The following is a 22,599-nucleotide window of genomic DNA, read 5'->3' on the forward strand; positions in this document are numbered from 1 at the left end:
CGCCTCCAGCGGCTGGCCGGCTCAGCCGCTGAAGTCCCCGGCGCTCCTGCGGAAATCGGCCAGGATCCGGATCATGTGGTCCACATCCTCGGAGCTGAATCCAGACTGACTGAACACCTCGGAGTTCAGGGCCGCCGTGGCGCTCCTGGCAAGGCTGCGGCCTTTCGCCGTGAGTTCGATAAGCGTGGTGCGGCCGTCCGTGGGATGCGGCGTGCGCGCTACCAGCCCGGCCTTTTCGAGACGGTCGACGGCGTTGGTCACCGAGGTCGGATGGACCTGGAGCAGGGCGCTTGCCTTGTTCATGGGCAGCCTCCCGCTGCGGGTGAAACTCAGGAGGGCAAGCAGTTCGTAGCGCGCGAACGTCAGGCCCAGCGGTTTGAGGATGCCTTCCACGCGGGCCAGCAGGATCTGCTGGGTGCGCATAATGGCCGTGATGGCGGCCATGGGCCCGGCCTCGGTAAACCAGCCCTTGTCCTCCCAGTTACGCCGGGCGTCCGCGATGGGATCACGGGGGAGTGGTGTGGTCATCATCATCCGCCTTTCGCCACGTGATGCATCTCACTTTGTCTTCGATCCTGTGCAATATACTAGGACATCCAAGGGTCTGGAAGAGCGAAGGGATGGACTACCCGTGCAGCCACAGGGAGACGGGCGCGCAAATCCGGAGGGGTTGCCCTTCCCGGACGCCGACCTGATGTACGTTGTCGACCTCTTACCGGCTTCCGAGCGGGAGAGGTACCTGGATATCCGCGCTTTCCTCCAGGCATCCGTGCGGCAGGCGTCGATCGAATACTGGAACCGGGAGGAGTTTCCGTTCGGCCTGCTCAAGGAAATGGGCCGGCACGGCCTGGGCTGCCTGCAGACCGACGGCAGGTCCAAGCTGTTCAAGGGCCTGATGTACACGGAGGTGGCCCGCGCGGACGTCTCGCTTTCCGCTTTGGTGGGCATCCATAACGAACTGATCGTCGGCATGATCGATGAACTGGGCTCCGAGGAGCAGAAGCTCCGCTGGCTTCCCGGGCTGGCGGACTTCAGCCAGCTGGGAGCTTTCGCCCTGACGGAGCCGGACCATGGCTCCGACATCGCCGGCGGCCTGGCCACGTCTGCCCGCCTTGACAACGGGGAATGGGTCATCAGCGGCGCCAAACGCTGGATAGGCGCCGGCACCATTGCAGACTTCGCTTTGGTGTGGGCCCGAGACGTCACCGACGGGCACATCAAGGGTTTCATCGTGGAGACGGACCGGCCGGGGTTCACGGCCACCAAAATTGCAAACAAGATCGGCCTCCGCATCATGCAGAACGCGGACATCGTCCTGGCGGACGTCAGGATTCCCGAGTCCAACCTGCTCCCGGGCGCGACGGACTTTTCCAAAGCCAACGCGCTGCTGCGGGACTCACGTGCCTGGGTTGGCTGGCAGGCCGCCGGAATCCAGCTGGCCGCGTTCGACGTCGCGCGTTCCTATTCGCTGGAACGAAAGCAGTTCGGCAAGGAACTTGCCCGGTTCCAGCTGATCGCCCAGCAGCTGGCGGAAATTCTGGGCAACGCCTCGGCGTCACTGGCGCTGATGGCCCAGCTGGCCAGGATCCAGGAGGACGGAAAGCTGGACATGGTGCAGGCCGCCATGGCCAAGTCCACCTGCACTCGGCTGGCCCGGGCGTCCGTCGCAATGGGCAGGTCGCTCCTGGGCGGCAACGGCATCAGCACGGACTACGAGATGGGCAAGCTTTTTGGCGACGCGGAGATCCTGTACACGTACGAGGGCAGCTATGAGATCAACTCACTGATCGTGGCCCGCGCCGTGACAGGGAAGTCGGCCTTTGTGTAGACGCAAAAATCCCGCTGAAACTGATGTTTCAGCGGGATTCTTGGTGTAGCAGGTGCTGCGGCCGGGCCGCAGCGTTACATCGAGCTATTAGAGCGGACGGATGTTCTCTGCCTGCGGGCCCTTGGGGCCCTGGGTCACATCGAATTCGACCTTCTGGTTCTCATCCAGCGAGCGGTAGCCGCTGCTGGCGATTGCCGAGTAGTGCGCGAAAACGTCGGCTGACCCGTCGTCGGGGGCAATGAAACCAAAACCCTTTTCGGCGTTGAACCATTTAACTGTGCCTGTTGCCATGCTGCATTCCTTCGTGTGACTCTGAGTTGCCCCGTCGGCAATAGGCCCCCGGTGCTGCGAACTTCATCCGCTGTCCCAAACGTACGGGGCTGAAGCTCTGCTTGCAAGGGTATTTCTCCCTATGTGGCCCGATAGTCTGGGCAGCATGGGATCCATCTCGGTGGTGATACCGACACGAAACGATGCTGACATGTTGGCGTCATGCCTTGCAATGCTCAAAATCCAGACCCGCCCTGCCGACGAAATCATCGTCGTCGACAACTCAAGCACCGACCACACCGCTGCCCTCTGTGACGCGGCGGGCGTGCGAAGGATCCCTGTCAGCCTGCCGGGAATTGCCGCTTCCACCGCGGCCGGCTTCGATGCTGCCGGATCGGACATCATTGCCCGGCTGGACACTGATTCGCGGCCGCCTGCGGATTGGCTCGAACGCATCGAAGCCACCTTGGAAGGGACCGGGCCATTGTCGGCAGTGTCCGGCCCGGCATATTTTTACGGGGCGAACAGGCTCGTCTGTTGGCTGGGGCGCCATCTCTACCTGGGCGGTTTCTTCTGGGCTGTGGGCCTCCTGATGGGCCACAAACCCCTTTTCGGCTCGAACTTTGCCGTCCGCTCCGAAGTCTGGGCAAGGCTCAGCGGTACGGTCATCAGGGACAATTCCCTGGTCCATGACGACTTCGATATTTCCTACCACCTGCGTCCCGATATGACCGTCACCTACGATCCCTTGCTCGAGGTGGGAGTCTCAGCCAGGCCGTTCGCCAACCTCCAGGCCATGCGAAGCAGGATGGCGATGACAATGGAGACATTCCGGGAGGAGTTCACCGCCGAGCCGCCCTTGCGGCGCCTTGCCGAGCGGCGGCGGTGGGAGCGGGAGCACGGCCGCCGGCCCTAGGCCGGGAAGGGCAGTCCTAGCCGGCCTCGGCGTAGAGGGCAAGGAGATCCCGCGCGAACTCGTGCGGGGAAGTCTCGGAGGGGCTGTGGCCGCCGCGGTATACGGCGATGCGGGCACCGATGGACTCGGCGAATCGCTCATGCAGTTCAAGCGGCCAAAGATCGTGTTCACCCACCGCGACGAACTTCGGCAACGTGGCGGCCGCCAGCTCCTGCCGGAGGTCCGGCGCCCGCTTCATCAGTTCATAGATATCACGCACGGACTGCCGGCGGGTGAACCGGAACCGGTGCCGGACAAACGTCAACCGGTGGGGGGTTATTTTGTTGAAATTCCGGCGGATTCCCCAGATCATCAGGGCGGCACCTACCCGGCCGTTGGCCCAGCCACTGAACCTCCCGAACCTGTTGACGCCCCTGAAGCCCTGCCCTGGTTCTGGCGGGCAGCTCAGGAGGGTCAGGCTGCGGAAGAGCTCAGGCCGCCGCGTGTACGCAATCTGCGCCACTATGGCGGCGAAGGAGTACCCGACGACGTGGGCCGGGCCTTCGCCGGATTCGAGGACCGCGAGAAAATCGCCGACAAAGAGCTCATAGTCGTAGTGCCTCCGGGGCGGGACAAGATTCTCCGGGCCGGCACCGGCCGATTCGTATTGCCCTGCCAGATCGTAGCTCACCACATGGAAACCGGCTTCGGCCAGGTCAGGCATCATGATGGCAAAGTCCTCTTTGGAACCCGTGACTCCGGGCACCAGCACCACGCGCGTGTTCCGGGGCTTTCCCATTGCTGCCATCGCGAGGCTGCCGCTGGGAGCTGCGAAACGGTAAGTTTCCGAGCCTTCGGGCAGGACCGACCAGTCCCAGTCCCGGACTTCCGCATCTTCCCCGGTGACGTCGTCCGTGGGCCCGGCTGGAGGGGCTGCGGGTTTCTTCTGGTCGCGGGACGCCATGGATCAAAGATAGCCCCCGCAGCCGGCAGGAGCGGGTTACCCGGCTACCCGTTCCACAAATGCCTGAAGCCTGCGGTAGACCTCCTGCGACTCGGGATAGCGGTAGTTCTGCTGCCAGGTGTGTTCGGTGTTGGTCCGGGCCCAGTCGTACACCAGGGCGTCAACGGGCACGGAGTGCTCGCGCAGGCGGTTGATGTAGTTCAGGTTCGCTTCGTAGAAGTAGTCACGCTCGGAGGTGGTGACGAACACCGGCGGATGACGGGAATCCAGCCACTCGATCGGCGAGAGAAAACGCGATGCCCGGCGCAATCGCTCGTGCCGTCCCGGTTTGGGTCCTTTGGCGCTGCGGCCAGGGAGAAGCATCCGGACGAAGTTCAGGCTGAGGACGAAACCTTTCTCAAAAAATACCGAGAAGTCCACCACGCTGCAGTGCTGCACCAGCCCCCTGATGTCCTGAACGACGACGGCGGGGTTGAGGCTGTAATGGCGTGCCAGTTCAGGACGGATCGTCGCAGCCGTGAGCAGCGCCGCGATCTGGCCGCCGGCGGAGTCGCCGCCCAGAACCAGACGGCGGGGGTCCCCGCCGAACCGGCCGATGTTCCGCTGCACCCAGTTCAAGGCCGCGTTCGCATCGTCCAGGACGTGTGCCATGTGGAATTCGGGGGCTACCCGGTAGTTGACGTTGGCCACCACCATGCCGGCCTCGGCCTGGCTCGCGCAGTACTTGGTGAGAGCCGCTTTATCGCCGGAGGTCCACCCGCCGCCATGGAAGTAGACGTACACGGGAAGGGCCGTGGAGCCGTTCCCGGCCGAGGACGGAGTGATCACATCCAGGAGTTGGTAGCGGTGGCCCGCACCGACAAAGTCGACGTCGAAGGTATATTCCAGGCCGGTGATGGGGTCTTTGTTGAAGCGGGCCTTTTCGCTGGAACTCACGCTGTGCATCAGCAGGCGCCACACCCAGACGGGCACCCGGCGCAGGTAGCGCCGGACCCTGCGGGCAAGGGCAAAGGTGCCAGGTTGGGTCTTCACGGCACCGACACGGCGGTGGCGAACCGCGGAAATCATGTCCTCATCGTACTCCGCTCTTTTTGAAGCAACGCGGGGTCAGATACGACCCAATAAACCCGGTTTATCGGGCAGGATCTGACCCCGCGTTGGTTTGCTCAGACCGCTTCGAGGACGCTGACGTAGTTGGCGATGCCCACTCCGCCCATGTTCTGCACGGCGGCGCGGCGGGGGCCGGCGAGCTGCATGCCGCCGGCGGTGCCCGTGAGCTGCATCGCGGCGATGACGTGCTGCGATACTCCGGTGGCGCCGACCGGGTGGCCCTTGGCTTTGAGGCCGCCGGAGACGTTGATGGGCAGCTTCCCGTCCTTGAAGACCCAGCCTTCCTCGAGCGCCCGGGCGCCCTGCCCGGGGTCGGTCAGCCCCATCGCCTCGTACATGAGCAGTTCGGCGATGGTGAAGCAGTCGTGGACTTCGGCGAAGTCCAGGTCCTCGAGCCCGACGCCGGCCATCGCCAGTGCGCGCTGCCACGATACGCGGGTGGCAGCGAAGGCGGTGGGGTCCCGCCGTTCCGCGGGGAAGAAGTCGTTCGCGTGGCCGAACCCGGCGAGCCGGACCGGCGAGGTGGCGGCCGACGACGGGGAGGTACTGAGTACGACGGCGGCGGCGCCGTCGGACACGGGGGAGCAGTCGGTGCGGCGCAGCGGGTCAGCCACCATGGGGTTTTTGTCCGAGACGGTGCGGCAGAATTCCTCACCGAGGTCCTTGCGAAGCTGGGCGTAGGGGTTGTCCACGCCGTTGCGGTGGTTCTTCGCCGCGATGGTTCCCAAAACATCGCCGAGCTTGCCTGAACCCGATTGTCCCGATCCGCGCCCGTAGCGTTTCTCGTAGTGCTTGGCGACATCGGCGAACAGGCCGGTGAAGCCCGTGGTGGAGGTCTGCCCGGCCATGTCGTAGTCGGCGCCAAGCAGGGCGGCACCCACAATGTCGGCGCCGGCGTGGGTCATCTTTTCGGCCCCGATCACCAGCACGGTTTTGGCGGTGCCTGCCAGCAGGGACTTGGTCCCCTGCTGGAAGGCGGCCGATCCGGAGGCGCAGGCGTTTTCCACCCGGGTGGCGGGGACGTAGGCCAGCTGGTCCGAGACCTGCAGCGCGAGCGAGGACGGGAACGCGAGCGGCATCATGCCGGAGTTGAACTGGCCAAGATAGATCTCGTCAATCTGCCCGGGCTCAATCCCGGCGTTGCTGATTGCTTCCGTGGCCACCTGGACAATCAGCGATTCGAGGGTCTCGTCGGTGAGTTTGCCGAACCGGCTGTGGCCCCAGCCGGTGAGCAGGACATCCTTGCCGAACTGTTTGCGCAGGCTCATGCTGTTGCTCCTTCCAAGGCAGGAGCGGTCTCTTCCAGGGCGACCGTGAAAGCAGCCCCGGTCTTCCCGCGGAGTTCGTCCACGGTGACCCCGGGCGCCAGGCGCGTGAGCGTGAGCTGCCGGCCGCCGTCGTCGTCCGTTCCTTGCTCGTTCCTGGGCAGGTCAAAGACCGCGAGGTCGCTGATGATCCGGTCCACACAGCTCAGTCCGGTGAGCGGCAGGGTGCATTCGGTGACGATCTTGGCCGTGCCGTCCTTGGCATTGTGTTCGGTCAGCACCACCACGCGCGGCGTTCCGGCGACGAGGTCCATGGCCCCGCCCATTCCCTTGACCATCTTGCCGGGGATGGTCCAGTTGGCGAGGTCGCCGTTGCCCGAGACCTGCATGGCGCCGAGGATGGCCACCTTGACGTGGCCGCCGCGGATCATGCCGAAGGACGCGGCGGAATCGAAGATGCTGCCGCCGGGCAGGACCGTGACCGTCTGCTTGCCGGCGTTGATGAGGTCGGCATCCTCGTCGCCCTCGAACGGGAACGGTCCCATTCCGAGCAGGCCGTTTTCGCTTTGCAGGACAACGCGGACGCCGTCCGGGAGGTTGTTGGCCACCAGCGTGGGGATGCCGATGCCGAGGTTGACGTAGTCGCCGTCGTTCAGTTCTTCGGCTGCGATGGCAGCCATTTCATCCCTGGTCCAGGCCATGGGGTTCTCCTTAGTTAGATTCAGGGGGTCAGGCAGATGCGAGTTCGGCGCGCGGACGGACGGTCCGCTGTTCAATGTCCTTGATCCGGTTGCTTGCCTGGACCAGCCGCTGGACGAAAACACCCGGGGTGACGATGTGGTTCGGATCCAGGGCGCCCGGCTCCACAATGACTTCGGCCTCGGCGATGGTGACCGCGCCCGCGGTTGCCACCACCGGGTTGAAGTTCCGTGCCGTGTAGCGGTAGATGAGGTTCCCGTCGGTGTCCGCCGTGTGCGCGTGGACGAGCGCGACGTCGGCCCTGATGGCGCGCTCCTGCACATACGTTTCGCCGTCGAACTCGGCGAGCTGTTTGCCTTCGGCCACCAGGGTGCCCACACCGGTTTTGGTGTAGAACGCCGGAATGCCGGCGCCGCCGGCGCGGAGGCGTTCGGCGAGGGTTCCCTGCGGGGTGAATTCGACTTCCAGCTTGCCGGCAAGGTACTGCTCGGCGAAGAGTTTGTTCTCGCCCACATAGGACGCGATGACCTTCCGGACCTGCCCGGCCTCGATCAGGACACCGAGGCCCTTTCCATCCACGCCCATGTTGTTGGAGACAACGGTCAGGTCCCTGACGCCGGAATCGCGGACGGCCTCGATGAGGTCAGCCGGAATGCCGCTGAGGCCAAAACCGCCGACGGCGATGGTCATGCCGTCGCGCAGGACATCCGCCAGAGCACTGGTGGCATCGGATTTAAGTTTGGACATTGACGTCTCCTCGTTGAGAGTTGCGTTCCTGCAATGGCTGCCCGGCATCGATCCACTTTGTGGACTATGGGCCTGACTTGGGAGCGTACGGGGCTGTATGAGGGCCTGTCAAGGCTGGAAATTCACTGAAAAACAGCTATTTCTACACTGTGGACGATACACTCAAAGGTATCCACAATGTGGATATTTTGAGTGGAATGAGGAGTGGGATGAAGCAACTTCCCGTGCAGGGCGCCCAGGTTGTCAGCCGCATCGCCGGACTGCTGCGCATCGTCGGGCGCAGCGCTGACGGTGCTTCCCTGGTGGAGCTGGTGCGGGAATCCGGCCTCACCCGGCCAACCGTCCACCGGCTCCTCAGTTCGCTGGCGTCCGAGGGGCTGCTGGACCACGATGCCCGCACCGGCAATTGGGTCCTGGGACCGGAAATCCTGCTGATGGGATCGGTGGCATCTGCCCGGTTTCCGCTCGAGGACATTGCCCGGCCCAGCCTGCGCAGACTGGCTGAGGAAACCGGCGAAAGTGCCTTCTTTTCCATTCGCCGCAGTTCGGAGACGGTATGCCTGCTGCGTGAGGAAGGCAGCTTCCCGGTCAGATCGTTTGTGCTCCACGAGGGCGTACGTTTTCCGCTCGGTGTCGCCTCGGCCGGAACAGCGATCATGGCCTTCCTCCCCGCGGATGAACAGGAACAGCTGCTGGCACACTGGGACGGGCACGCCGGCCCGTTCGCAGCGGCGCACACCGTCGAAGTTGTCCGGGCCAACCTCGCCAGGACCAGGCAGGCAGGCTACGCGGTGAATCCCGGCCTGGTGCTGGAAGGCAGTTGGGGGATGGGGGCCGCCGTCTTCGACCAGGCCGGCCGGCCGGCCTGGGCGCTCTCCCTGACCGGCATTGAACCGCGCTTCCGCGCCGAACGGCAGGAGCTCCTGGGCCGGCTGCTGATGGAGGAGGCGCACCGGATCACGGTGCAGCTGGGGGCCGGCAAAGACCTGTTGTGAAGCCCGGGCAGCGGCCCTACCCTAGCCGTAGGGCCCGGCCGCCAGGGAGCCGGCAGGGGGCAGGCATATGGAGCCGGCAGTAAGGAAGCAGATATGAGCACGAGGATCTACTTCACCGAGTACGGCGAGCCGGCGGTGCTGCAGGTGGGCCCCGAAGAACTTGCCCCTCCCGGTCCAGGACAGGTCAAGGTGGAATTCCGGGCCGTCGGCGTCAATCCTTTTGACTGGACCCTCGTGGCCGGCGTCCTCAAGAACTCCGCGCCCCTGGAATTTCCGGCCGTCCCGGGCAGCGAGGCGGCGGGCGTCGTGACTGAGGTGGGGCCGGCCTTCGAGGGCTTTGCCATCGGTGACGAGGTGATCTGGAACGGCTTTACCGGCGGCTACCGGACCGAGGCATTGGTGTCTGCGGAACAACTGACACCCGTCCCGGTGGGGGTCAGCCTGGAGCAGGCAGCCTGCATCCCGGTTGCGGGAGGAACCGCATATTCGGCGCTGAGGCAGGCGAAGGTTGGCCCCGATGACGTTGTCCTGATCCACGCGGCCGCCGGGGGAGTGGGTTCCGCCGCAGTCCAGATCGCCCAGGCTTTCGGTGCCAGCGTGATCGGGACAGCCTCTGAAAATAACCAGGACTACCTGCGGGAACTGGGTGCGTTTCCGGTCACCTACGGGCCGGGCCTGGCTGAACGTGTCAGGTCCGTCGCTGAAGAAGTGGGGCCGGTCACCGCGGTGCTGGACGCGGTGGGTACCGAGGAGTCCGTGGCGGCAACAATCGAGCTGCTTCCGGACCGCGGCCGGGCCGTGATCACCGTGCCTGGCCGGCACTCACGGGACGCCGGGATTGCCAAAGTCCGGCTTGAGGATGGTCGGGTCTGGGAAGCCGCCACCCTTGCAGCGGAAGGCCTGTTGACTTTCACGATCTCCCAGCGATTCCCGCTCATCGAAGCCGCTGACGCGCTGGAGGCCAGCCGGACCGGCCACGTCCGCGGAAAGATCGTGCTCCTGCCCTAGAGATCACGTTGCCTGGAGCCAGGCCGGAGTGCCGCTACTTCCACCACGTGTCGAAGATGGTGACGGGAACGGTGCGCTTGTGCCGGGTCCGCAGGTACTTTTCCTCGATCTTCCCGGCCACTTCGTTGGAGACCTCCCGGCCTTCAAGGTAATCGTCGATCTGGTCGTAGCTGAGGCCCAGCTCGTCCTCATCCGTGCGTCCGGGCCGGTCATCCAAAAGGTCGGCCGTGGGAACCTTGTCCCACACGCGGGCAGGGGCACCCAGTTCGGCCAGCAGGGCCCGGTTCTGCCGCTTGTTCAGGCCGAACAGCGGCAGGATGTCCGCGCCGCCGTCGCCGAACTTCGTAAAGAAACCGGTGACGGACTCTGCGCCATGATCGGTACCGATCACGAGGTAGTTGTGCTCGCCTGCCAAGGCGTACTGGGCGATCATCCTCGTGCGGGCCTTGGTGTTTCCCTTGTGGAAATCTGAAATCTCCGAGCCCACGGTCTTCTCGAATTCGTCCTCGAAGCCGTCCACGGCAGCGGAAATGTTGAAGGTCCATTCCGTCTTGGCCCGGACGAAGTCCAGGGCCGCCTGGGCGTCATCTTCGTCATGCTGAACTCCGTATGGAAGACGGACCGCAACAAAGTTGGCCTCTACGCCCTCAGCTTCCAGTTCCTCCACGGCCAGCTGGGCGAGGCGGCCCGCCAGCGATGAGTCCAAACCGCCGGAGATCCCCAGGACAAAGCCCTTGGTGTGGGTCGCCTTGAGGTAATCCTTAAGGAACTCCACACGTTTGCGCACCTCCCCGGCGGGATCGATCCGGGGCTGAACGCCCATTTCCTCAATGATGGTGGCCTGGAGTTCGCGCATGTGACCCAGCCTAGTCAGCAGTGTCAACAGCGCTCAACTGTGTCGCACCGGTCCTGTGGAGCCGCGGACCGTGAGGTGCGTGGGCATCAGGGACCGGCTGCGGTTGCCCCCGCCGGCAAGGGGGTTCAGCTGTGCGAGCAGCATCGAGACCGCCACCCGGCCGGCCTGTTCGATCGGGGAGGCCATGGTGGTCAGGGGAGGATTGCAGAAATCCGCTCCGAAGATATCGTCGCAGCCCACAACGCTCATATCTTCCGGGACCCGGATTCCGCGTTCACGGAGGCGCTGAAGCATGCCGATGGCGATGAGGTCGTTGAAGGCGATGCAGGCCGTGACGCCGGAGTGAACCGCCGCGTCCGCTGCGGCGGCGCCGGATTGTGTCTTGGGGGCGAACGGCCCCAGCCTGCGCACGTCCACGCCCCGATCCTCCGCGGCGGCCGCCAGGGCGTTCCAGCGCAGCGTGCTGGACTGGGACGTCAGGGGGCCGGCCATGTACGCGATGCGCGTATGACCCAGGGAAATCAGATGGTCCAGTGCCTGGCTGGTGGCCGACGGCGTATCGATGACGACGGCGGGCACCCCGACGACGTCGCGGTTGATCGTGACGATGGGTACCTTCGCCGCGGCCGCCAGCAGTGCCTCATCGCTGAGCCTGGAGGCAGTGACGATGATGCCGTCCGCACTTTTGCGCAGCTGCTCCATGCTGCTGGCTTCCACCTCGTCCGATTCTTCGGTATCCACGAGGAGTTGGGTGTAGCCCGCGGCCTTGAGCTGCAGCTGGGTGCCCCTGATGAGATCGAAGTAGAAGGGGTTGGTGATATCCGGCACGAGGACGCCCACCGCGCCGGTCCGGCCAGAACTCAGGGCTTTTGCCTGGTTGTTTGGCGTGTAGTTCAGCTCGGCCGCCGCAGCTTCGATGCGGGCCCGGGTGCGGATGTTGACCCGCGCCGGTGTGGACAGTGCCCGTGAAACGGTGGACGCGGCCACTCCGCACATGGCAGCGATGTCGTGGATGGTGGCAGGACGGTCGGTTCCGGCTGCTTGCATCGCCATGGCGTTCCTCTCTGAACGGGATGACATGGGGTATTGTGACCGTTGCCACAGCCCCGTACGTCCTAGATTGCCACAAGCTGTCAACATTTGGCAATCGGTTGTCATCGGGAAGCGGGGTGTCTAGACTTATTGAAGAACTGTTGTGAACTGAGTCACCCGCGCGCCGGAGCGGCAATTAGGCTGCCCCGTCGCGGGCATAACCTAGGAGATTCCCGTGACCGAAACATCGAACGCAGCAAAAACCGTCTGGCCGCTTTCCGGGTTCGGCGATGAAGTTGATCCTGACCCCGCGATCCAGGCGGCGGTCCTGCTGGCTCTCGGAGCACGCCACATCGAGGTGCGGAGCGCCTGGGGCGTCAACGTTTCCGAGCTGACCCCGGAACAGGTCGCAGAACTGAAAGCAGTCCTGGATTCGAACGGACTGAAGGTGTCGGCAGTGGCCAGCCCCATCGGCAAGGTGGACATCGGCCTTCCGGTGGACCACGAAGTGCAGCGCCTCCGGCAGATCATCTCCGTGGCCAAGGGCCTGGACACCAAATACATCAGGATTTTCTCGTTCTACCCGGCCGAGGGCCAGGGGCCCGAAGACATTCGTGAGGACGTCATCACGCGCATGCGGGCGCTGGCCGCTGAAGCCGAGGGTGCCGGCGTCGTACTTTTGCATGAGAACGAAAAGGGCATATACGGCGATACTCCGCAGCGGGTGCTGGACATCATGGAATCGGTGGATTCTCCCGCCCTTCGCGTCGCCTGGGACAACGCCAACTTTGTCCAGGTGGGCGTCAGGCCGTACACCGACGGCTACGCCATGCTGCGCCCTTACCTCGAATACCTGCAGGTCAAGGACGCCGTGATGGCCACCGGTGCCGTTGTGCCCTCCGGCGAGGGGGACGGCGAATTGGATGCCACCATCGCAGCCCTGAAGGCTGACGGCTACGCCGGCTTCGCCTCCCTTGAACCCCACCTCGCGAGCGCCTTTGAACTTGGCGGCTTCTCCGGCCCGGTAGCGTTCGGCGTCGCGGCCCGGGCCTTCGCCACCCTGGCAGCGAAGAACGGAATCGAACTTTCGTGACCGGCCTGAAGGCCGCGGTCATCGGCTGCGGTGACGTGTCGACCGTTCACTTCGAGGCCATTGCAAAGCTCGACGGCGCGGGGCTGGCTGCTGTCTGCGACGCCGATCCCGGCCGCCTGGCGGCCGCCGTGGCGGCGTACGGCGTGCCCGGATTCCCTGACCACCACAGCCTCATCGAGGCCGTGGGACCGGATGTTGTCCACATCACGACGCCGCACAACAAGCATGCCTCCATCGCTGCTGACTGCCTTGACCGCGGCGTCAATGTGATCGTGGAAAAGCCGTTGGCCCACACGCTGCAGGAAGGCCGCCGCCTGGTGGAGGCGGCCAAGGCGAGCACCGCCAAAATCGCTGTCTGTTTCCAGAACCGCTACAACGCGACCTCGCAGGCCATGCACGGCCTGCTCTCCACCGGCGAACTGGGCCCGGTGGTGGGGGCTTCGGCCACCGTACTCTGGCACCGGGATGCTGACTACTACCGCAGCCGGCCCTGGCGCGGCACGTGGGAGGGCGGCGGCGGAGGGCTCATGATGAACCAGGCGATCCACACCGTTGACCTGTTGCAGTGGCTGGTGGGAGACGTGGTCTCCGTGTCCGGAAATGCTTCCACCAGGTTCCTGGGCGACACCATTGAAGTGGAGGACACCGCGGAATTTGTTGCGGTGCATGCGAACGGTGCCCGCAGCGCTTTTTATGCCACGCTCGCCAACGCCGTGAATGCGCCCGTCACCCTGGACATCGTTGCCGAAAAAGCCACGCTGAGCCTGCGCGGGGACCTCACAGTCACTTATGCGGACGGCAGGGTGGATGTAGTGCCCGAGCGTGTGGTGGAGTCCGGCGGACGGGCGTACTGGGGCGTCTCGCACGAGTTGCTCATCAACGACTTCTACTCCCGGCTCAACGAGCCCGGTCCTTTCTGGATAGACGCGGAAGAGGCGGAGAAATCCCTGCGGACCGTCAAGGAAATCTACCGGCAGAGCTATCCCGACGCGGCGGACAAGGTGTCCTGAAGCATGGATGGCAACCGGTTGTAACTTATAAAACGTTTCATTTAAGGACTTCTGAAGTAATTGTTGCAACGGTTTTGACAATCGGTTGCCAAACTTGGCAATTCTGCGTACTCTGAATCTCGCAAGGCCGGTGTGGCTCAGGCCACACCGGCCGGATTCGTCTCTCTCACGTTCCACAGATTCAGGAGCCAACAATGAAGTTAGGTCCCCAGGCGGCAGCTGCCGCCATTTTCGTCAGCGCAGGCCTCGCACTGACAGCCTGCGGCGGCGGTGCCACCGGCGCCCCCAACTCCGCACCGAAGACAACCACGTTGACTCTGGGCGCTGTTCAGGAAATTCGCTCCTGGGACCCGGCCCAGGCCCACGTAGGACACTTCCTCCAGCCCTACCAGGCGGCCTATGATTCGCTGCTCCTGCGGGAGCCGGATGGCAAGCTCAGCCCGATGCTCGCCACAGGATGGAAGTACAACGACACCAACACGAAGCTGACCGTGGACCTCCGTACGGACGTGACCTTCAGCGACGGTGCCAAGTTCGACGCTGACGCGGCCAAAGCCAACCTGGACCACTTCAAGAAGGCCAACGGCCCGCAGATGGCCCAGCTCACGGCGGTCTCCGACGTCACGGTTGTTGACGCCGACACCGTCGAACTCAACCTCACCGCACCGGACCCCTCCCTGGAGTTCTACCTCAGCCAGGCGGCCGGCCTGATGGGCAGCCCCAAGGCGCTCGGCACCGAAGCCATCAAGACCGAGCCCGTGGGCAGCGGTCCCTACGTGATGGACAAGGCGGCCACCGTCAAGGACTCACAGTCCGTCTTCACAGCCCGCAAGGACTACTGGAACAAGGCCAACCAGAAGTTTGAGAAGGTCACCTTCAAGATCCTGCTCGACCTGACCGCCCGCACCAACGCACTGGTTTCGGGGCAGGTTGACGCTACGCTGCTGGATCCCAAGACCGGCAAGCAGGCAGAGGGGTCCAAGATGACCCTCGCGGCGAACGAGGTGGACTGGCAGGGCCTGACACTGTTCGACCGCGATGGCACCAAGAACCCGGCATTGAAGGATGTGCGCGTCCGCCAGGCCATCAACTATGCGTTTGATCGCAAGACCATTCTGGACCAGGTCCTGCTGGGCCAGGGGACGCCCACGTCCCAGCCCTTCGGCAAGGCCAGCGGAGCCTGGGTTGAAGACCTCGAGAACAAGTACCCCTATGACCCGGCCAAGGCGAAAGCACTGCTGAAGGAAGCCGGCTTCGAATCTGGCGTCGTTCTTGAACTCCCGTCGGTTCCCGGGTTTGAAACCCAGCTCGCTGTGGTCAAGCAGCAGCTCTCCGACGTCGGCATCACGGTTAACATCGGTGCAGCGATCACCAACACCTACACCACGGACATCGCCGGCCAGAAGTTCACCAGCATGTACTTCTCGCTGTTCCAGGGAGAGCCGTGGGTGGCCGTCAACCAGATCATCTCCACGAAGGCCCTGTACAACCCGTTCAAGAACACCACCCCCGAGCTGCAGGCCAAGATCGACGCCGTCCAGAAGGGCGGAAAAGACGCAGGCAAGCTGGCCCAGGAGGTCAACAAATATGTGGTGGAGCAGGCATGGTTCGCCCCGATGTTCCGGGTCAACCAGATGTATTACCACAACTCCAAGATCGAAGTAACGCCGCAGGTCCAGCAGGCAGTCCCGTCCATCTACAACTACTCACCCGCCAAGTAAGACCGGGTCAGGAAGCAACATAAACCGGCGCAGGTCCGGCAGCCCGAGCACACGGCGGGCTGCCGGTCCGGGCTGCCGGACCAGGCAGTCAAACCATGCCAGTTCAATGGAGCCAGCAATGATCACTTTCATCCTTAAACGCCTGGGCAGCGGAATAGTTGTCCTGTTCGCCGTCTCGGTCCTCGTGTTTTCCCTGCTTTACATCTCCAGCGGCAGCATTGCCCGGAACATCCTGGGCGACCAGGCAACACCGGAGCAGTTGGCCGTGAAGGAAGCCGAACTGGGACTCGACCAGCCCATCATCACCCGTTACTTCAGCTGGCTCACGCACGCACTGAGCGGGGACCTCGGCACATCCTGGTTCACCTCCGAGCCGGTCGCCAACGCGCTGGCCACCCGCATCCCGGTCACCATGACCATGGTCTTTACAGCCATGCTCCTGATCTCCATCATCGCCACCCTCATCGGTGTCGCCGCGGCAGTAAAGCGTGGCTGGGTGGACAGATTCGTACAGATCGGCGCCATCGTCGGTGATTCCGTTCCCGGCTTCGTGATCGGCATCATCCTGGTGACCATCCTGGCCATCCAGATGGGGCTTTTCCCTGCCACCAGCACTATCTCGCCCGGTGTCGGAGCGGACGCCTGGGTATTGTCCCTGACACTTCCGGTGATCGCGTTGCTGATCAACGGAGTAACCGGCGGTGCACAGCAGATCCGCAGCGCCGTCATCAAGCAGCTCGAACGTGATTACGTCCGCACGCTGCGCAGCCGCGGAATCGGTGAGACCGAGGTCCTGTTCAGGCACGTCCTGCGCAGCGCCGCTCCGGCCGGCCTGACAGTGCTCAGCCTGCAGCTGATCGGCATGCTGGGCGGTGTGGTCATCATCGAGCAGATCTTTGCCTTGCCCGGTATGGGTCCGCTTGCCGTGGCCGCCACCGCCCAGAGTGACCAGCCCGTGGTTATGGGCGTCGTTATGTACACCGTCGCCGTTGTCATTGTGGTCAACCTCATCGTTGACCTGCTCAACGGCTGGCTTAATCCGAAGGTGCGTGCCTCGTGACCGAGTCCGTCGAAACCACAGCCCTGACGTCCGCTCCCGGAACCGCCGGTTCTGGAAACACCGGCCAGACCGGAACCGTTGTCCGGTCAACAGTCCTGAGTCGACTGCTGAAGAATCCCCTCGGCATCATCGCCATCGCCATCCTCCTGGCCATGGCCATCATGGCCATTTTCGCCGACGTCCTGGCCCCGTTCGACGAGAACTTTGCCAACATTTCCAAGACCCTCGCCGCGCCGGACGCTGTCAACATCCTTGGCACGGACAGCTCGGGACGTGATGTCTGGAGCAGGCTGCTGTTCGGGGCCCAGCTGACACTGAGCTCGGCGCTGCTGTGCGCCGCCGTGGCCATCGCCATCGGCCTGCCGGCGGGCCTGATCGCCGGCTACTACGCCGGTAAGTTCGAAGCGGCCTCCAACTGGATTGTCAGCATCCTGATGAGCCTCCCGGGCCTGATCGTCCTCCTCACCATCCGGGCCGCGTTCGGCCCGTCAGTGTGGATTGCCATGATCGCCTTCGGCGTCCTGATCAGCCCGTCCTACTTCCGGCTGACCCGGTCCGCGGTGCAGTCTGTCCGCAACGAACTCTATGTGGATGCTGCGCGGGTCTCAGGGCTCTCCGATTTCAGCATCATCGTCCGGCATATCTTCTCCGTGGTCCGCGCCCCGATCATCATCCAGACGGCAGCGATCGCCGGCGTAGCCATCGCCATCCAGTCCGGACTCGAATTCCTCGGGCTGGGGGATCCTGCCAAGGCAACCTGGGGTGTGATGCTCAGCGAGGGGTTCAAGAATGTCTACCTCACGCCGACGCTGCTCTTCTGGCCCGCGTTTGCCATGGCACTGACCATCGGCGCCCTGGTGCTCCTGGGGAACGCCCTCCGGGATGCCTTGGAGGACGGCGAAAAGATCAAGCACCGCAGGAAGAAAGCACACGACGCCGAGGGTGCAGTGTCAGCCAGCGCCGTCAAGGCAGCCCGCAGGACCGTTGCCGCCGTCGAGTCCGGAACCGAACACCACCTGGTCAAGGTGACCAACCTCGGCGTTGGATACCCCCAGGCGGACGGCTCAGTCAAGAAGGTTGTGGACGACGTCTCGTTCCATGTTGACCGCGGCGAGATCCTCGGCATCGTGGGCGAATCCGGCTCAGGCAAATCGCAGACCGCGTTCTCGATCCTTGGCCTGTTGCCCGATACCGCACGGATTGTCGGCGGCGCCATCCAGTTCGATGGCAACTACACCGTGGCTCCGGGGGATGACAGGGTCAACCAGGACCGCCTGTCAAAGCTCCGCGGCAAGAGGATCTCCTACATTCCGCAGGAGCCCATGAGCAACCTGGATCCGGCCTTCACCATCGGCTACCAGCTGGTCACACCGATGGTCCGCGTCCTGGGAATCTCCAAGGCCGAAGCCACGGAACGGGCCATGAAGCTGCTCTCCGACGTGGGCATCGTCCACCCCGACCGGACCTTCAAGGCGTACCCGCATGAGGTTTCCGGCGGAATGGCCCAGCGCGTGCTCATTGCCGGTGCCATCAGCTGCGAACCGGACCTCATCATCGCCGATGAACCCACCACGGCCCTTGATGTCACGGTGCAGGCCGATGTGCTGGACCTTATCCGCGATCTCCAGCGCCGCCTCGGCGTCGGAGTCATCCTGGTGACCCACAACTTCGGTGTGGTGGCTGACCTCTGCGACCGCGTGGTGGTCATGCAGAACGGCCGCCTGGTCGAAGAAGGCCCGGTGCGGGAAATCCTGCGCGAACCGAAGGAAACCTACACCCGGACCCTGCTGGCCTCGATGCTCGAAGGCAAGGAACCCATGACCATGCTGGTGCCAGCCGCCGGATCGGCAACTGCCGGATCGACAACTGCGAAGGAGAACGTACTGTGACCGAAACAGCAGCCCTGGACGCCGCGGGATCAGCTCCGGAACGCGACGAACTGCTTCGGGTGGACAACCTGGTGGTGGAGTACGCCGGCAAGGGTTTCCGGGCCAAGAAGTTCCGCGCCCTGACTGACATCAACATCACCATCGGCCAGGGCGAAACACTCGGCCTGGTGGGGGAGTCCGGCTCCGGCAAGACAACCCTGGGCCGGGCGGTGCTGGGCCTCGCCCCGGTGACCGGCGGCAGGATCACCTTCGAGGGCAAGGACATCAGCCACGCCACGCGCAGCCAGCGCCGGGTCCTGAGCCGGGACCTGCAGGTGGTGTTCCAGGATCCGTACACGTCCTTGAACCCCGCGCTCGAAGTCGGAGACATCCTCGCGGAGCCACTGGGTGTGCAGGGCATGGATTCCGCCGCAGCGAAGAAGCGCGTGAAGGAGCTCCTGGACCAGGTGGGACTGCCGTCCGACGCCATCCACCGGCTTCCCCGCGAGTTCAGCGGCGGCCAGCGGCAGCGCGTGGCCATTGCCCGCGCCCTGGCGCTGTCTCCCAAGCTCATCGTCTGTGATGAACCGGTCAGCGCGTTGGACCTGTCCACCCAGGCCCGTGTCCTGGATCTGTTCCTGCAGATCCAAAGGGACACCGGCGTCTCCTACCTGTTCGTCTCCCACGACCTTGACGTGGTCCGCCACATCAGCCACCGTGTGGCTGTGATGTACCGTGGAGAGATCGTGGAGCAGGGGCCTGCTGAGGTTGTCACGCGCGACCCCGAACACCCCTACACGCAACGGTTGCTCCTCGCTTCTCCGGTTCCGGATCCGGACCGCCAGGAGCAGCGCCGCAACGACCGCCACCGGCTCCTTGAAGAGCAGCGGATGCAGGCCGAACAGGCAGGCGTCCCCGCCTAGGCCCGTGCAGGAACAAACTCAACAGCAACCACAATGGAGGGCTTAAAAATGGCCAACTCAGCCAAAATCGGCGTGCAGGCAATGATGCTGAAGGACAGCTTCGCCGAAACCGGAGCATTCGAGACGCTCCGCAAGGTCAGCGACATCGGCTACAACGCCGTCGAGATTTCCCAGATCCCGATGACGCCGGAGAACGTGGCTGAACTGGACCGTTCCCGCACCGAACTCGGGATGGACATCGCAGCGCTTTCGGTGATGCTCGAAAAGCCGGAAGGCCGCCCCGGTGATTCCCTGCGGGACGATTTCGAGAAGATCGTTGACGACGCCAAGCGGCTGGATTCCAAGCTGCTGCGCATCGGCATGCTGCCGTTCCCCGCTATGAAGTCCATCGATGCCGTGATCGGCTTCGCCAAGGAAACCAACGGATATGCCGAACGCCTCCGGGAACACGGCATCAGCCTGTACTACCACAACCACCACATCGAATTCGCGAAGTTCGACGGCAAATACATGCTGGACATCATCGCGGAGAATTCCCCGGCCATGGGGATGGAAATCGACGTTCACTGGGTCCAGCGGGGCGGCCTTGACCCCGTCCGGACCATTGAGAAGTATGCCGACCGCACTGCCATGATCCACCTGAAGGACTACCGCATCGGCACCATGCCCGAAGCCGCCTTCGAGATGATGGGCAGCGGCGACTTTGCCGGCTTCATGCAGGAATTCAAGAACGTGGTCCAGTTCGCCGAAGTCGGCGAGGGAAACCTCGATTTCCCGGCGATCATCGCAGCCTCGGAGGCTGCCGGAGCAGAGTACATGCTCGTGGAGCAGGATGAACTCTATGGCCGCACGGTGTGGGAAGCGCTGCAGACTTCCCATGACAACCTCGTCGCCATGGGGTTCTCCGACCGCTTCTGAACAGCACCCAAACGAAAAGGATAAACAACTGTGAGCAAGAAAGTACGCCTCGGCATCATCGGCCTGGGCCAGCAGGGCGGCGCCTACGCCAAGTTCATCACAGACGGCATGGTCCCCAACATGGAGATCGGCGCCATCTGCGATATCGATCCCGCCAAGAAAGAACTCGCCGCCACCACCTACCCGGACGTCCCCTTCCATGAGGACTACATCGCCATGCTGGAAAGCGGCGACGTCGACGCCGTCGTGACCTGCGTGCCGCACTTCCTGCACCCCGAAATGGGCATCGAGGCCCTCAAACACAACATCCACGCGCTCGTCGAGAAGCCGGCCGGCGTCTACACCAAGCAGGTCAAGGAACTGAACGAGTTCGCTGCCGGCAAGCCGGAGCTCACCTTTGGCATCATGTTCAACCAGCGCAACAACCCGCTGTACCAGAAGCTCAAAGAGATTGTCGATAACGGCGAGATCGGCAAGATCCGCCGCAGCAACTGGATCATCACCAACTGGTGGCGTCCGCAGGGGTATTACAACTCCAGCGAATGGCGCGCCACCTGGGGCGGCGAGGGCGGCGGCGTCCTGGTCAACCAGGCCCCGCACCAGCTGGACCTGTGGCAGTGGATCTGCGGCGTGCCCAAGTCCGTCTACTCCAAGGTTGCCTACGGTTTCCGCCGGGACATCGCCGTCGAGGATGAGGTGACGGCAGTGGTGGATTACGGCGACGGCGTCACCGGCGTCTTCGTCACTGCCACGCACGACCTGACCGGCACGGACCGCTTCGAGATCCTGGGCGACCAGGGAAAGATCATAGTGGAAGGCAGCAAGACCGCCACCGTCACCCGCCTGGTCAAGCCCGAGCGGGAACTCAGCGACGGCATGGACATGGACGACGTGCGGAAGCTCTTTATGGGCGAACTTAACCCGGAGCAGTACTACACCACCGAGGTCATCGAATTTGAGTCCGCATGGGGCAGCCAGCACTCAGGGGTCCTGGAAAACTTCGCCGCCAACATCCTGGATGGCACGCCGCTGCTCGCCCCGGGCTCCGACGGCATTAACGGCGTCCGCCTGGCCAACGCCATCCACCTCTCGAGCTGGACGGGCAAGGAAGTGGGGCTGGACTTCAATGAGGACGAGTTCCTGGCTGAACTGAACAAGCGGATCTCCGAAGAGGGCAAGTTCGCACAGCGGTCCTGAGCCGCTTTCTCGCTAGGATGGGGCGGTGACTGAACCCACGGCGCCACACGCCGCCCCATCTTCCGGCCCTGGCAAGAAGCCCGGCCGCACCGGAAAGTCCAACGCGACGATCTACGACATCGCCAAGGTGGCCGGTGTCAATCCCTCCACGGTGTCCCGTGCCCTCAGTAAGCCGGGCCGGGTCAGCGCCAAGACGCAGAAGCTCATTGAGGAAGCCGCCGCCGGCCTTGACTACCAGGTCAACCCGTATGCGCGCGCCCTTCCGACCGGCCGTACCAACACGTTCGGGCTGATCGTCGCTGACATCACCAATCCGACATTTTTCGATATCATCCGCGGCGCCGAGACCACTGCAACGGGCCGGGATTACACCCTGGTCCTCGCCGAGTCCGCGGAATCGCCGTCAACCGAGCTGACGGCCGCCCGCAGGCTCATGGCCACCGTGGACGGCCTCATCCTGGCGAGCCCGCGCATGGACGATGACAACATCCGTGCCCTGGCACTGGCCAAACCGGTGGTGGTCATCAACCGCGAGGTCGAGGGCATTCCGTGCGTGGTTCCGGATGTCAACAAGGGAATTGGCGAGGCGGTCCGCAGCATGGCCGCAAATGGACACCGGAAGGTGGCCTACGTCGCCGGGCCGCCGGAATCATGGATGTCTGAGCGGCGCTGGGAAGGCGTGCAGGCGGCCTGCGAGTGGTCACGGCTGGAAGCCGTGCGGCTCGAATCAGCCAAGCCAACGGTCGACGGCGGCCGGCAGACGGCGCGCGACGTCCGCGCCAGCGGCGCCACGGCAGTCCTGACCTACAACGACCTCCTGGCCATCGGGCTGATGCAGGAGCTCCAGGCGGCCGGAATCGTGGTGCCTGACCAGGTCAGCATCGTGGGCTTCGATGACATCTTCGGAGCGGACTTCACGACGCCGCCGCTCACCACTGTGCGGTCGCCCCTGGGGGAGTGCGGGGAGGCAGCCGCGACCCGCCTTCTGGACCTGCTGGGCGGGAGCGGGGATCCCGCTGGCACCCTGCGGGTGGAGACTGAACTGGTGCTGCGCGGATCCAGCGGACGAATCCTGCCCAACAGCAGGTCCTGACCGGCCGTTCCCGCAATTTGGCAATTCATGGCAACCGGTTGACAAAG

General features: G+C 64.0%; 22 protein-coding genes. 13 read left to right on the forward strand and 9 right to left on the reverse strand.

The annotated features are described in order from the left end of the window. Positions 1 to 21 precede the first annotated feature (21 nt). Positions 22 to 528 carry a MarR family winged helix-turn-helix transcriptional regulator gene (locus ACS5PJ_RS13045; protein ID WP_439435304.1) on the reverse strand — a complete coding sequence of 169 codons (507 nt, stop codon included), beginning with the start codon at positions 526 to 528 and terminating at the stop codon, positions 22 to 24. 166 nt (positions 529 to 694) lie between these two features. Here ACS5PJ_RS13045 and ACS5PJ_RS13050 point away from each other — a divergent pair, with 166 nt between their 5' ends. Beyond that, complete coding sequence (locus ACS5PJ_RS13050) at positions 695 to 1,828, forward strand: acyl-CoA dehydrogenase family protein (RefSeq protein ID WP_439435422.1); 1,134 nt, start codon at positions 695 to 697, stop codon at positions 1,826 to 1,828. Between the two features lie 87 nt (positions 1,829 to 1,915). Here the strand turns inward: ACS5PJ_RS13050 and ACS5PJ_RS13055 are convergent, their stop codons facing one another. Further along, positions 1,916 to 2,119, reverse strand: a complete 204-nt coding sequence (locus tag ACS5PJ_RS13055) for a cold-shock protein (protein ID WP_013599688.1) — start codon at positions 2,117 to 2,119, stop codon at positions 1,916 to 1,918. A 145-nt stretch (positions 2,120 to 2,264) separates the two neighbouring features. Here ACS5PJ_RS13055 and ACS5PJ_RS13060 point away from each other — a divergent pair, with 145 nt between their 5' ends. Next, entirely contained in the window at positions 2,265 to 3,014 is a 750-nt protein-coding gene (locus tag ACS5PJ_RS13060) for a glycosyltransferase family A protein (RefSeq protein ID WP_439435305.1), read from the forward strand. Positions 3,015 to 3,030: 16 nt separating this feature from the next. Here ACS5PJ_RS13060 and ACS5PJ_RS13065 read toward each other — a convergent pair whose 3' ends face one another. The 5 genes from ACS5PJ_RS13065 to ACS5PJ_RS13085 all read right to left on the reverse strand — a co-directional run bounded on the left by ACS5PJ_RS13065 (position 3,031) and on the right by ACS5PJ_RS13085 (position 7,778). Continuing rightward, positions 3,031 to 3,957, reverse strand: coding sequence for an alpha/beta fold hydrolase (locus ACS5PJ_RS13065; protein WP_439435306.1), 927 nt, complete (start codon positions 3,955 to 3,957; stop codon positions 3,031 to 3,033). 36 nt (positions 3,958 to 3,993) lie between these two features. Then, the gene (locus ACS5PJ_RS13070) at positions 3,994 to 5,025 is read right to left on the reverse strand and encodes an alpha/beta hydrolase (RefSeq protein WP_439435307.1); all 1,032 of its coding nucleotides are present in this window, start codon (positions 5,023 to 5,025) and stop codon (positions 3,994 to 3,996) included. Between the two features lie 98 nt (positions 5,026 to 5,123). Next, entirely contained in the window at positions 5,124 to 6,335 is a 1,212-nt protein-coding gene (locus ACS5PJ_RS13075) for an acetyl-CoA acetyltransferase (protein WP_439435308.1), read from the reverse strand. Further along, a complete protein-coding gene (locus tag ACS5PJ_RS13080) occupies positions 6,332 to 7,033 on the reverse strand; it encodes a 3-oxoacid CoA-transferase subunit B (RefSeq protein WP_439435309.1) in 702 nt (233 codons plus the stop codon). Before ACS5PJ_RS13080 ends, ACS5PJ_RS13075 begins: the two co-directional genes overlap by 4 nt. A 28-nt stretch (positions 7,034 to 7,061) precedes the next feature. Further along, complete coding sequence (locus tag ACS5PJ_RS13085) at positions 7,062 to 7,778, reverse strand: CoA transferase subunit A (RefSeq protein ID WP_439435310.1); 717 nt, start codon at positions 7,776 to 7,778, stop codon at positions 7,062 to 7,064. Positions 7,779 to 7,987: 209 nt separating this feature from the next. Here ACS5PJ_RS13085 and ACS5PJ_RS13090 point away from each other — a divergent pair, with 209 nt between their 5' ends. Beyond that, positions 7,988 to 8,773 carry an IclR family transcriptional regulator gene (locus ACS5PJ_RS13090; RefSeq protein WP_439435311.1) on the forward strand — a complete coding sequence of 262 codons (786 nt, stop codon included), beginning with the start codon at positions 7,988 to 7,990 and terminating at the stop codon, positions 8,771 to 8,773. Between the two features lie 93 nt (positions 8,774 to 8,866). Further along, positions 8,867 to 9,781, forward strand: coding sequence for an NADP-dependent oxidoreductase (locus ACS5PJ_RS13095; protein ID WP_439435312.1), 915 nt, complete (start codon positions 8,867 to 8,869; stop codon positions 9,779 to 9,781). A 34-nt stretch (positions 9,782 to 9,815) separates the two neighbouring features. Here ACS5PJ_RS13095 and nadE read toward each other — a convergent pair whose 3' ends face one another. After that, positions 9,816 to 10,637, reverse strand: a complete 822-nt coding sequence (nadE, locus tag ACS5PJ_RS13100; protein ID WP_439435313.1) for an NAD(+) synthase — start codon at positions 10,635 to 10,637, stop codon at positions 9,816 to 9,818. Between the two features lie 33 nt (positions 10,638 to 10,670). Continuing rightward, entirely contained in the window at positions 10,671 to 11,684 is a 1,014-nt protein-coding gene (locus ACS5PJ_RS13105; protein ID WP_439435423.1) for a LacI family DNA-binding transcriptional regulator, read from the reverse strand. 220 nt (positions 11,685 to 11,904) lie between these two features. On the opposite strand from ACS5PJ_RS13105, the gene ACS5PJ_RS13110 reads away from it, so the two are divergent. From ACS5PJ_RS13110 to ACS5PJ_RS13150, 9 genes are all read left to right on the forward strand, one after another. Beyond that, a complete protein-coding gene (locus ACS5PJ_RS13110) occupies positions 11,905 to 12,762 on the forward strand; it encodes a sugar phosphate isomerase/epimerase family protein (RefSeq protein WP_439435314.1) in 858 nt (285 codons plus the stop codon). Next, on the forward strand, positions 12,759 to 13,772 hold the full coding sequence (locus ACS5PJ_RS13115) for a Gfo/Idh/MocA family protein (protein ID WP_439435315.1): 1,014 nt from the start codon (positions 12,759 to 12,761) through the stop codon (positions 13,770 to 13,772). Before ACS5PJ_RS13110 ends, ACS5PJ_RS13115 begins: the two co-directional genes overlap by 4 nt. A gap of 194 nt (positions 13,773 to 13,966) precedes the next feature. Then, the gene (locus ACS5PJ_RS13120) at positions 13,967 to 15,493 is read left to right on the forward strand and encodes an ABC transporter substrate-binding protein (RefSeq protein ID WP_439435316.1); all 1,527 of its coding nucleotides are present in this window, start codon (positions 13,967 to 13,969) and stop codon (positions 15,491 to 15,493) included. Between the two features lie 118 nt (positions 15,494 to 15,611). Then, positions 15,612 to 16,553 (forward strand): ABC transporter permease, encoded by a 942-nt coding sequence (locus tag ACS5PJ_RS13125; protein ID WP_439435317.1) that lies wholly within the window; start codon positions 15,612 to 15,614, stop codon positions 16,551 to 16,553. Beyond that, a complete protein-coding gene (locus ACS5PJ_RS13130; protein ID WP_439435318.1) occupies positions 16,550 to 18,442 on the forward strand; it encodes a dipeptide/oligopeptide/nickel ABC transporter permease/ATP-binding protein in 1,893 nt (630 codons plus the stop codon). The genes ACS5PJ_RS13125 and ACS5PJ_RS13130 overlap by 4 nt, the downstream gene beginning before the upstream one ends. Further along, positions 18,439 to 19,344 carry an ATP-binding cassette domain-containing protein gene (locus ACS5PJ_RS13135; RefSeq protein ID WP_439435319.1) on the forward strand — a complete coding sequence of 302 codons (906 nt, stop codon included), beginning with the start codon at positions 18,439 to 18,441 and terminating at the stop codon, positions 19,342 to 19,344. Before ACS5PJ_RS13130 ends, ACS5PJ_RS13135 begins: the two co-directional genes overlap by 4 nt. A gap of 48 nt (positions 19,345 to 19,392) precedes the next feature. After that, positions 19,393 to 20,262 (forward strand): sugar phosphate isomerase/epimerase family protein, encoded by an 870-nt coding sequence (locus ACS5PJ_RS13140; RefSeq protein ID WP_439435320.1) that lies wholly within the window; start codon positions 19,393 to 19,395, stop codon positions 20,260 to 20,262. 30 nt (positions 20,263 to 20,292) lie between these two features. Continuing rightward, positions 20,293 to 21,459: a Gfo/Idh/MocA family protein gene (locus tag ACS5PJ_RS13145; protein WP_439435321.1), complete on the forward strand. Its 1,167-nt coding sequence runs from the start codon at positions 20,293 to 20,295 to the stop codon at positions 21,457 to 21,459. Positions 21,460 to 21,484: 25 nt separating this feature from the next. After that, positions 21,485 to 22,552 carry a LacI family DNA-binding transcriptional regulator gene (locus ACS5PJ_RS13150; protein WP_439435322.1) on the forward strand — a complete coding sequence of 356 codons (1,068 nt, stop codon included), beginning with the start codon at positions 21,485 to 21,487 and terminating at the stop codon, positions 22,550 to 22,552. The last annotated feature ends 47 nt before the right edge of the window (positions 22,553 to 22,599 follow it).

The sequence above is a fragment of the Pseudarthrobacter cremeus genome, assembly GCF_051857465.1.
Classification (GTDB): domain Bacteria; phylum Actinomycetota; class Actinomycetes; order Actinomycetales; family Micrococcaceae; genus Arthrobacter.

Bases quoted from the DNA above. Each gene is read 5' to 3' on its own strand.
- ACS5PJ_RS13045 (WP_439435304.1), bottom strand. From the start codon at position 528: ATGACCACACCACTCCCCCGTGATCCCATCGCGGACGCCCGGCGTAAC.
- ACS5PJ_RS13050 (WP_439435422.1), top strand. From the start codon at position 695: ATGTACGTTGTCGACCTCTTACCGGCTTCCGAGCGGGAGAGGTACCTG.
- ACS5PJ_RS13055 (WP_013599688.1), bottom strand. From the start codon at position 2,119: ATGGCAACAGGCACAGTTAAATGGTTCAACGCCGAAAAGGGTTTTGGT.
- ACS5PJ_RS13060 (WP_439435305.1), top strand. From the start codon at position 2,265: ATGGGATCCATCTCGGTGGTGATACCGACACGAAACGATGCTGACATG.
- ACS5PJ_RS13065 (WP_439435306.1), bottom strand. From the start codon at position 3,957: ATGGCGTCCCGCGACCAGAAGAAACCCGCAGCCCCTCCAGCCGGGCCC.
- ACS5PJ_RS13070 (WP_439435307.1), bottom strand. From the start codon at position 5,025: ATGATTTCCGCGGTTCGCCACCGCCGTGTCGGTGCCGTGAAGACCCAA.
- ACS5PJ_RS13075 (WP_439435308.1), bottom strand. From the start codon at position 6,335: ATGAGCCTGCGCAAACAGTTCGGCAAGGATGTCCTGCTCACCGGCTGG.
- ACS5PJ_RS13080 (WP_439435309.1), bottom strand. From the start codon at position 7,033: ATGGCCTGGACCAGGGATGAAATGGCTGCCATCGCAGCCGAAGAACTG.
- ACS5PJ_RS13085 (WP_439435310.1), bottom strand. From the start codon at position 7,778: ATGTCCAAACTTAAATCCGATGCCACCAGTGCTCTGGCGGATGTCCTG.
- ACS5PJ_RS13090 (WP_439435311.1), top strand. From the start codon at position 7,988: ATGAAGCAACTTCCCGTGCAGGGCGCCCAGGTTGTCAGCCGCATCGCC.
- ACS5PJ_RS13095 (WP_439435312.1), top strand. From the start codon at position 8,867: ATGAGCACGAGGATCTACTTCACCGAGTACGGCGAGCCGGCGGTGCTG.
- nadE (WP_439435313.1), bottom strand. From the start codon at position 10,637: ATGCGCGAACTCCAGGCCACCATCATTGAGGAAATGGGCGTTCAGCCC.
- ACS5PJ_RS13105 (WP_439435423.1), bottom strand. From the start codon at position 11,684: ATGCAAGCAGCCGGAACCGACCGTCCTGCCACCATCCACGACATCGCT.
- ACS5PJ_RS13120 (WP_439435316.1), top strand. From the start codon at position 13,967: ATGAAGTTAGGTCCCCAGGCGGCAGCTGCCGCCATTTTCGTCAGCGCA.
- ACS5PJ_RS13125 (WP_439435317.1), top strand. From the start codon at position 15,612: ATGATCACTTTCATCCTTAAACGCCTGGGCAGCGGAATAGTTGTCCTG.
- ACS5PJ_RS13140 (WP_439435320.1), top strand. From the start codon at position 19,393: ATGGCCAACTCAGCCAAAATCGGCGTGCAGGCAATGATGCTGAAGGAC.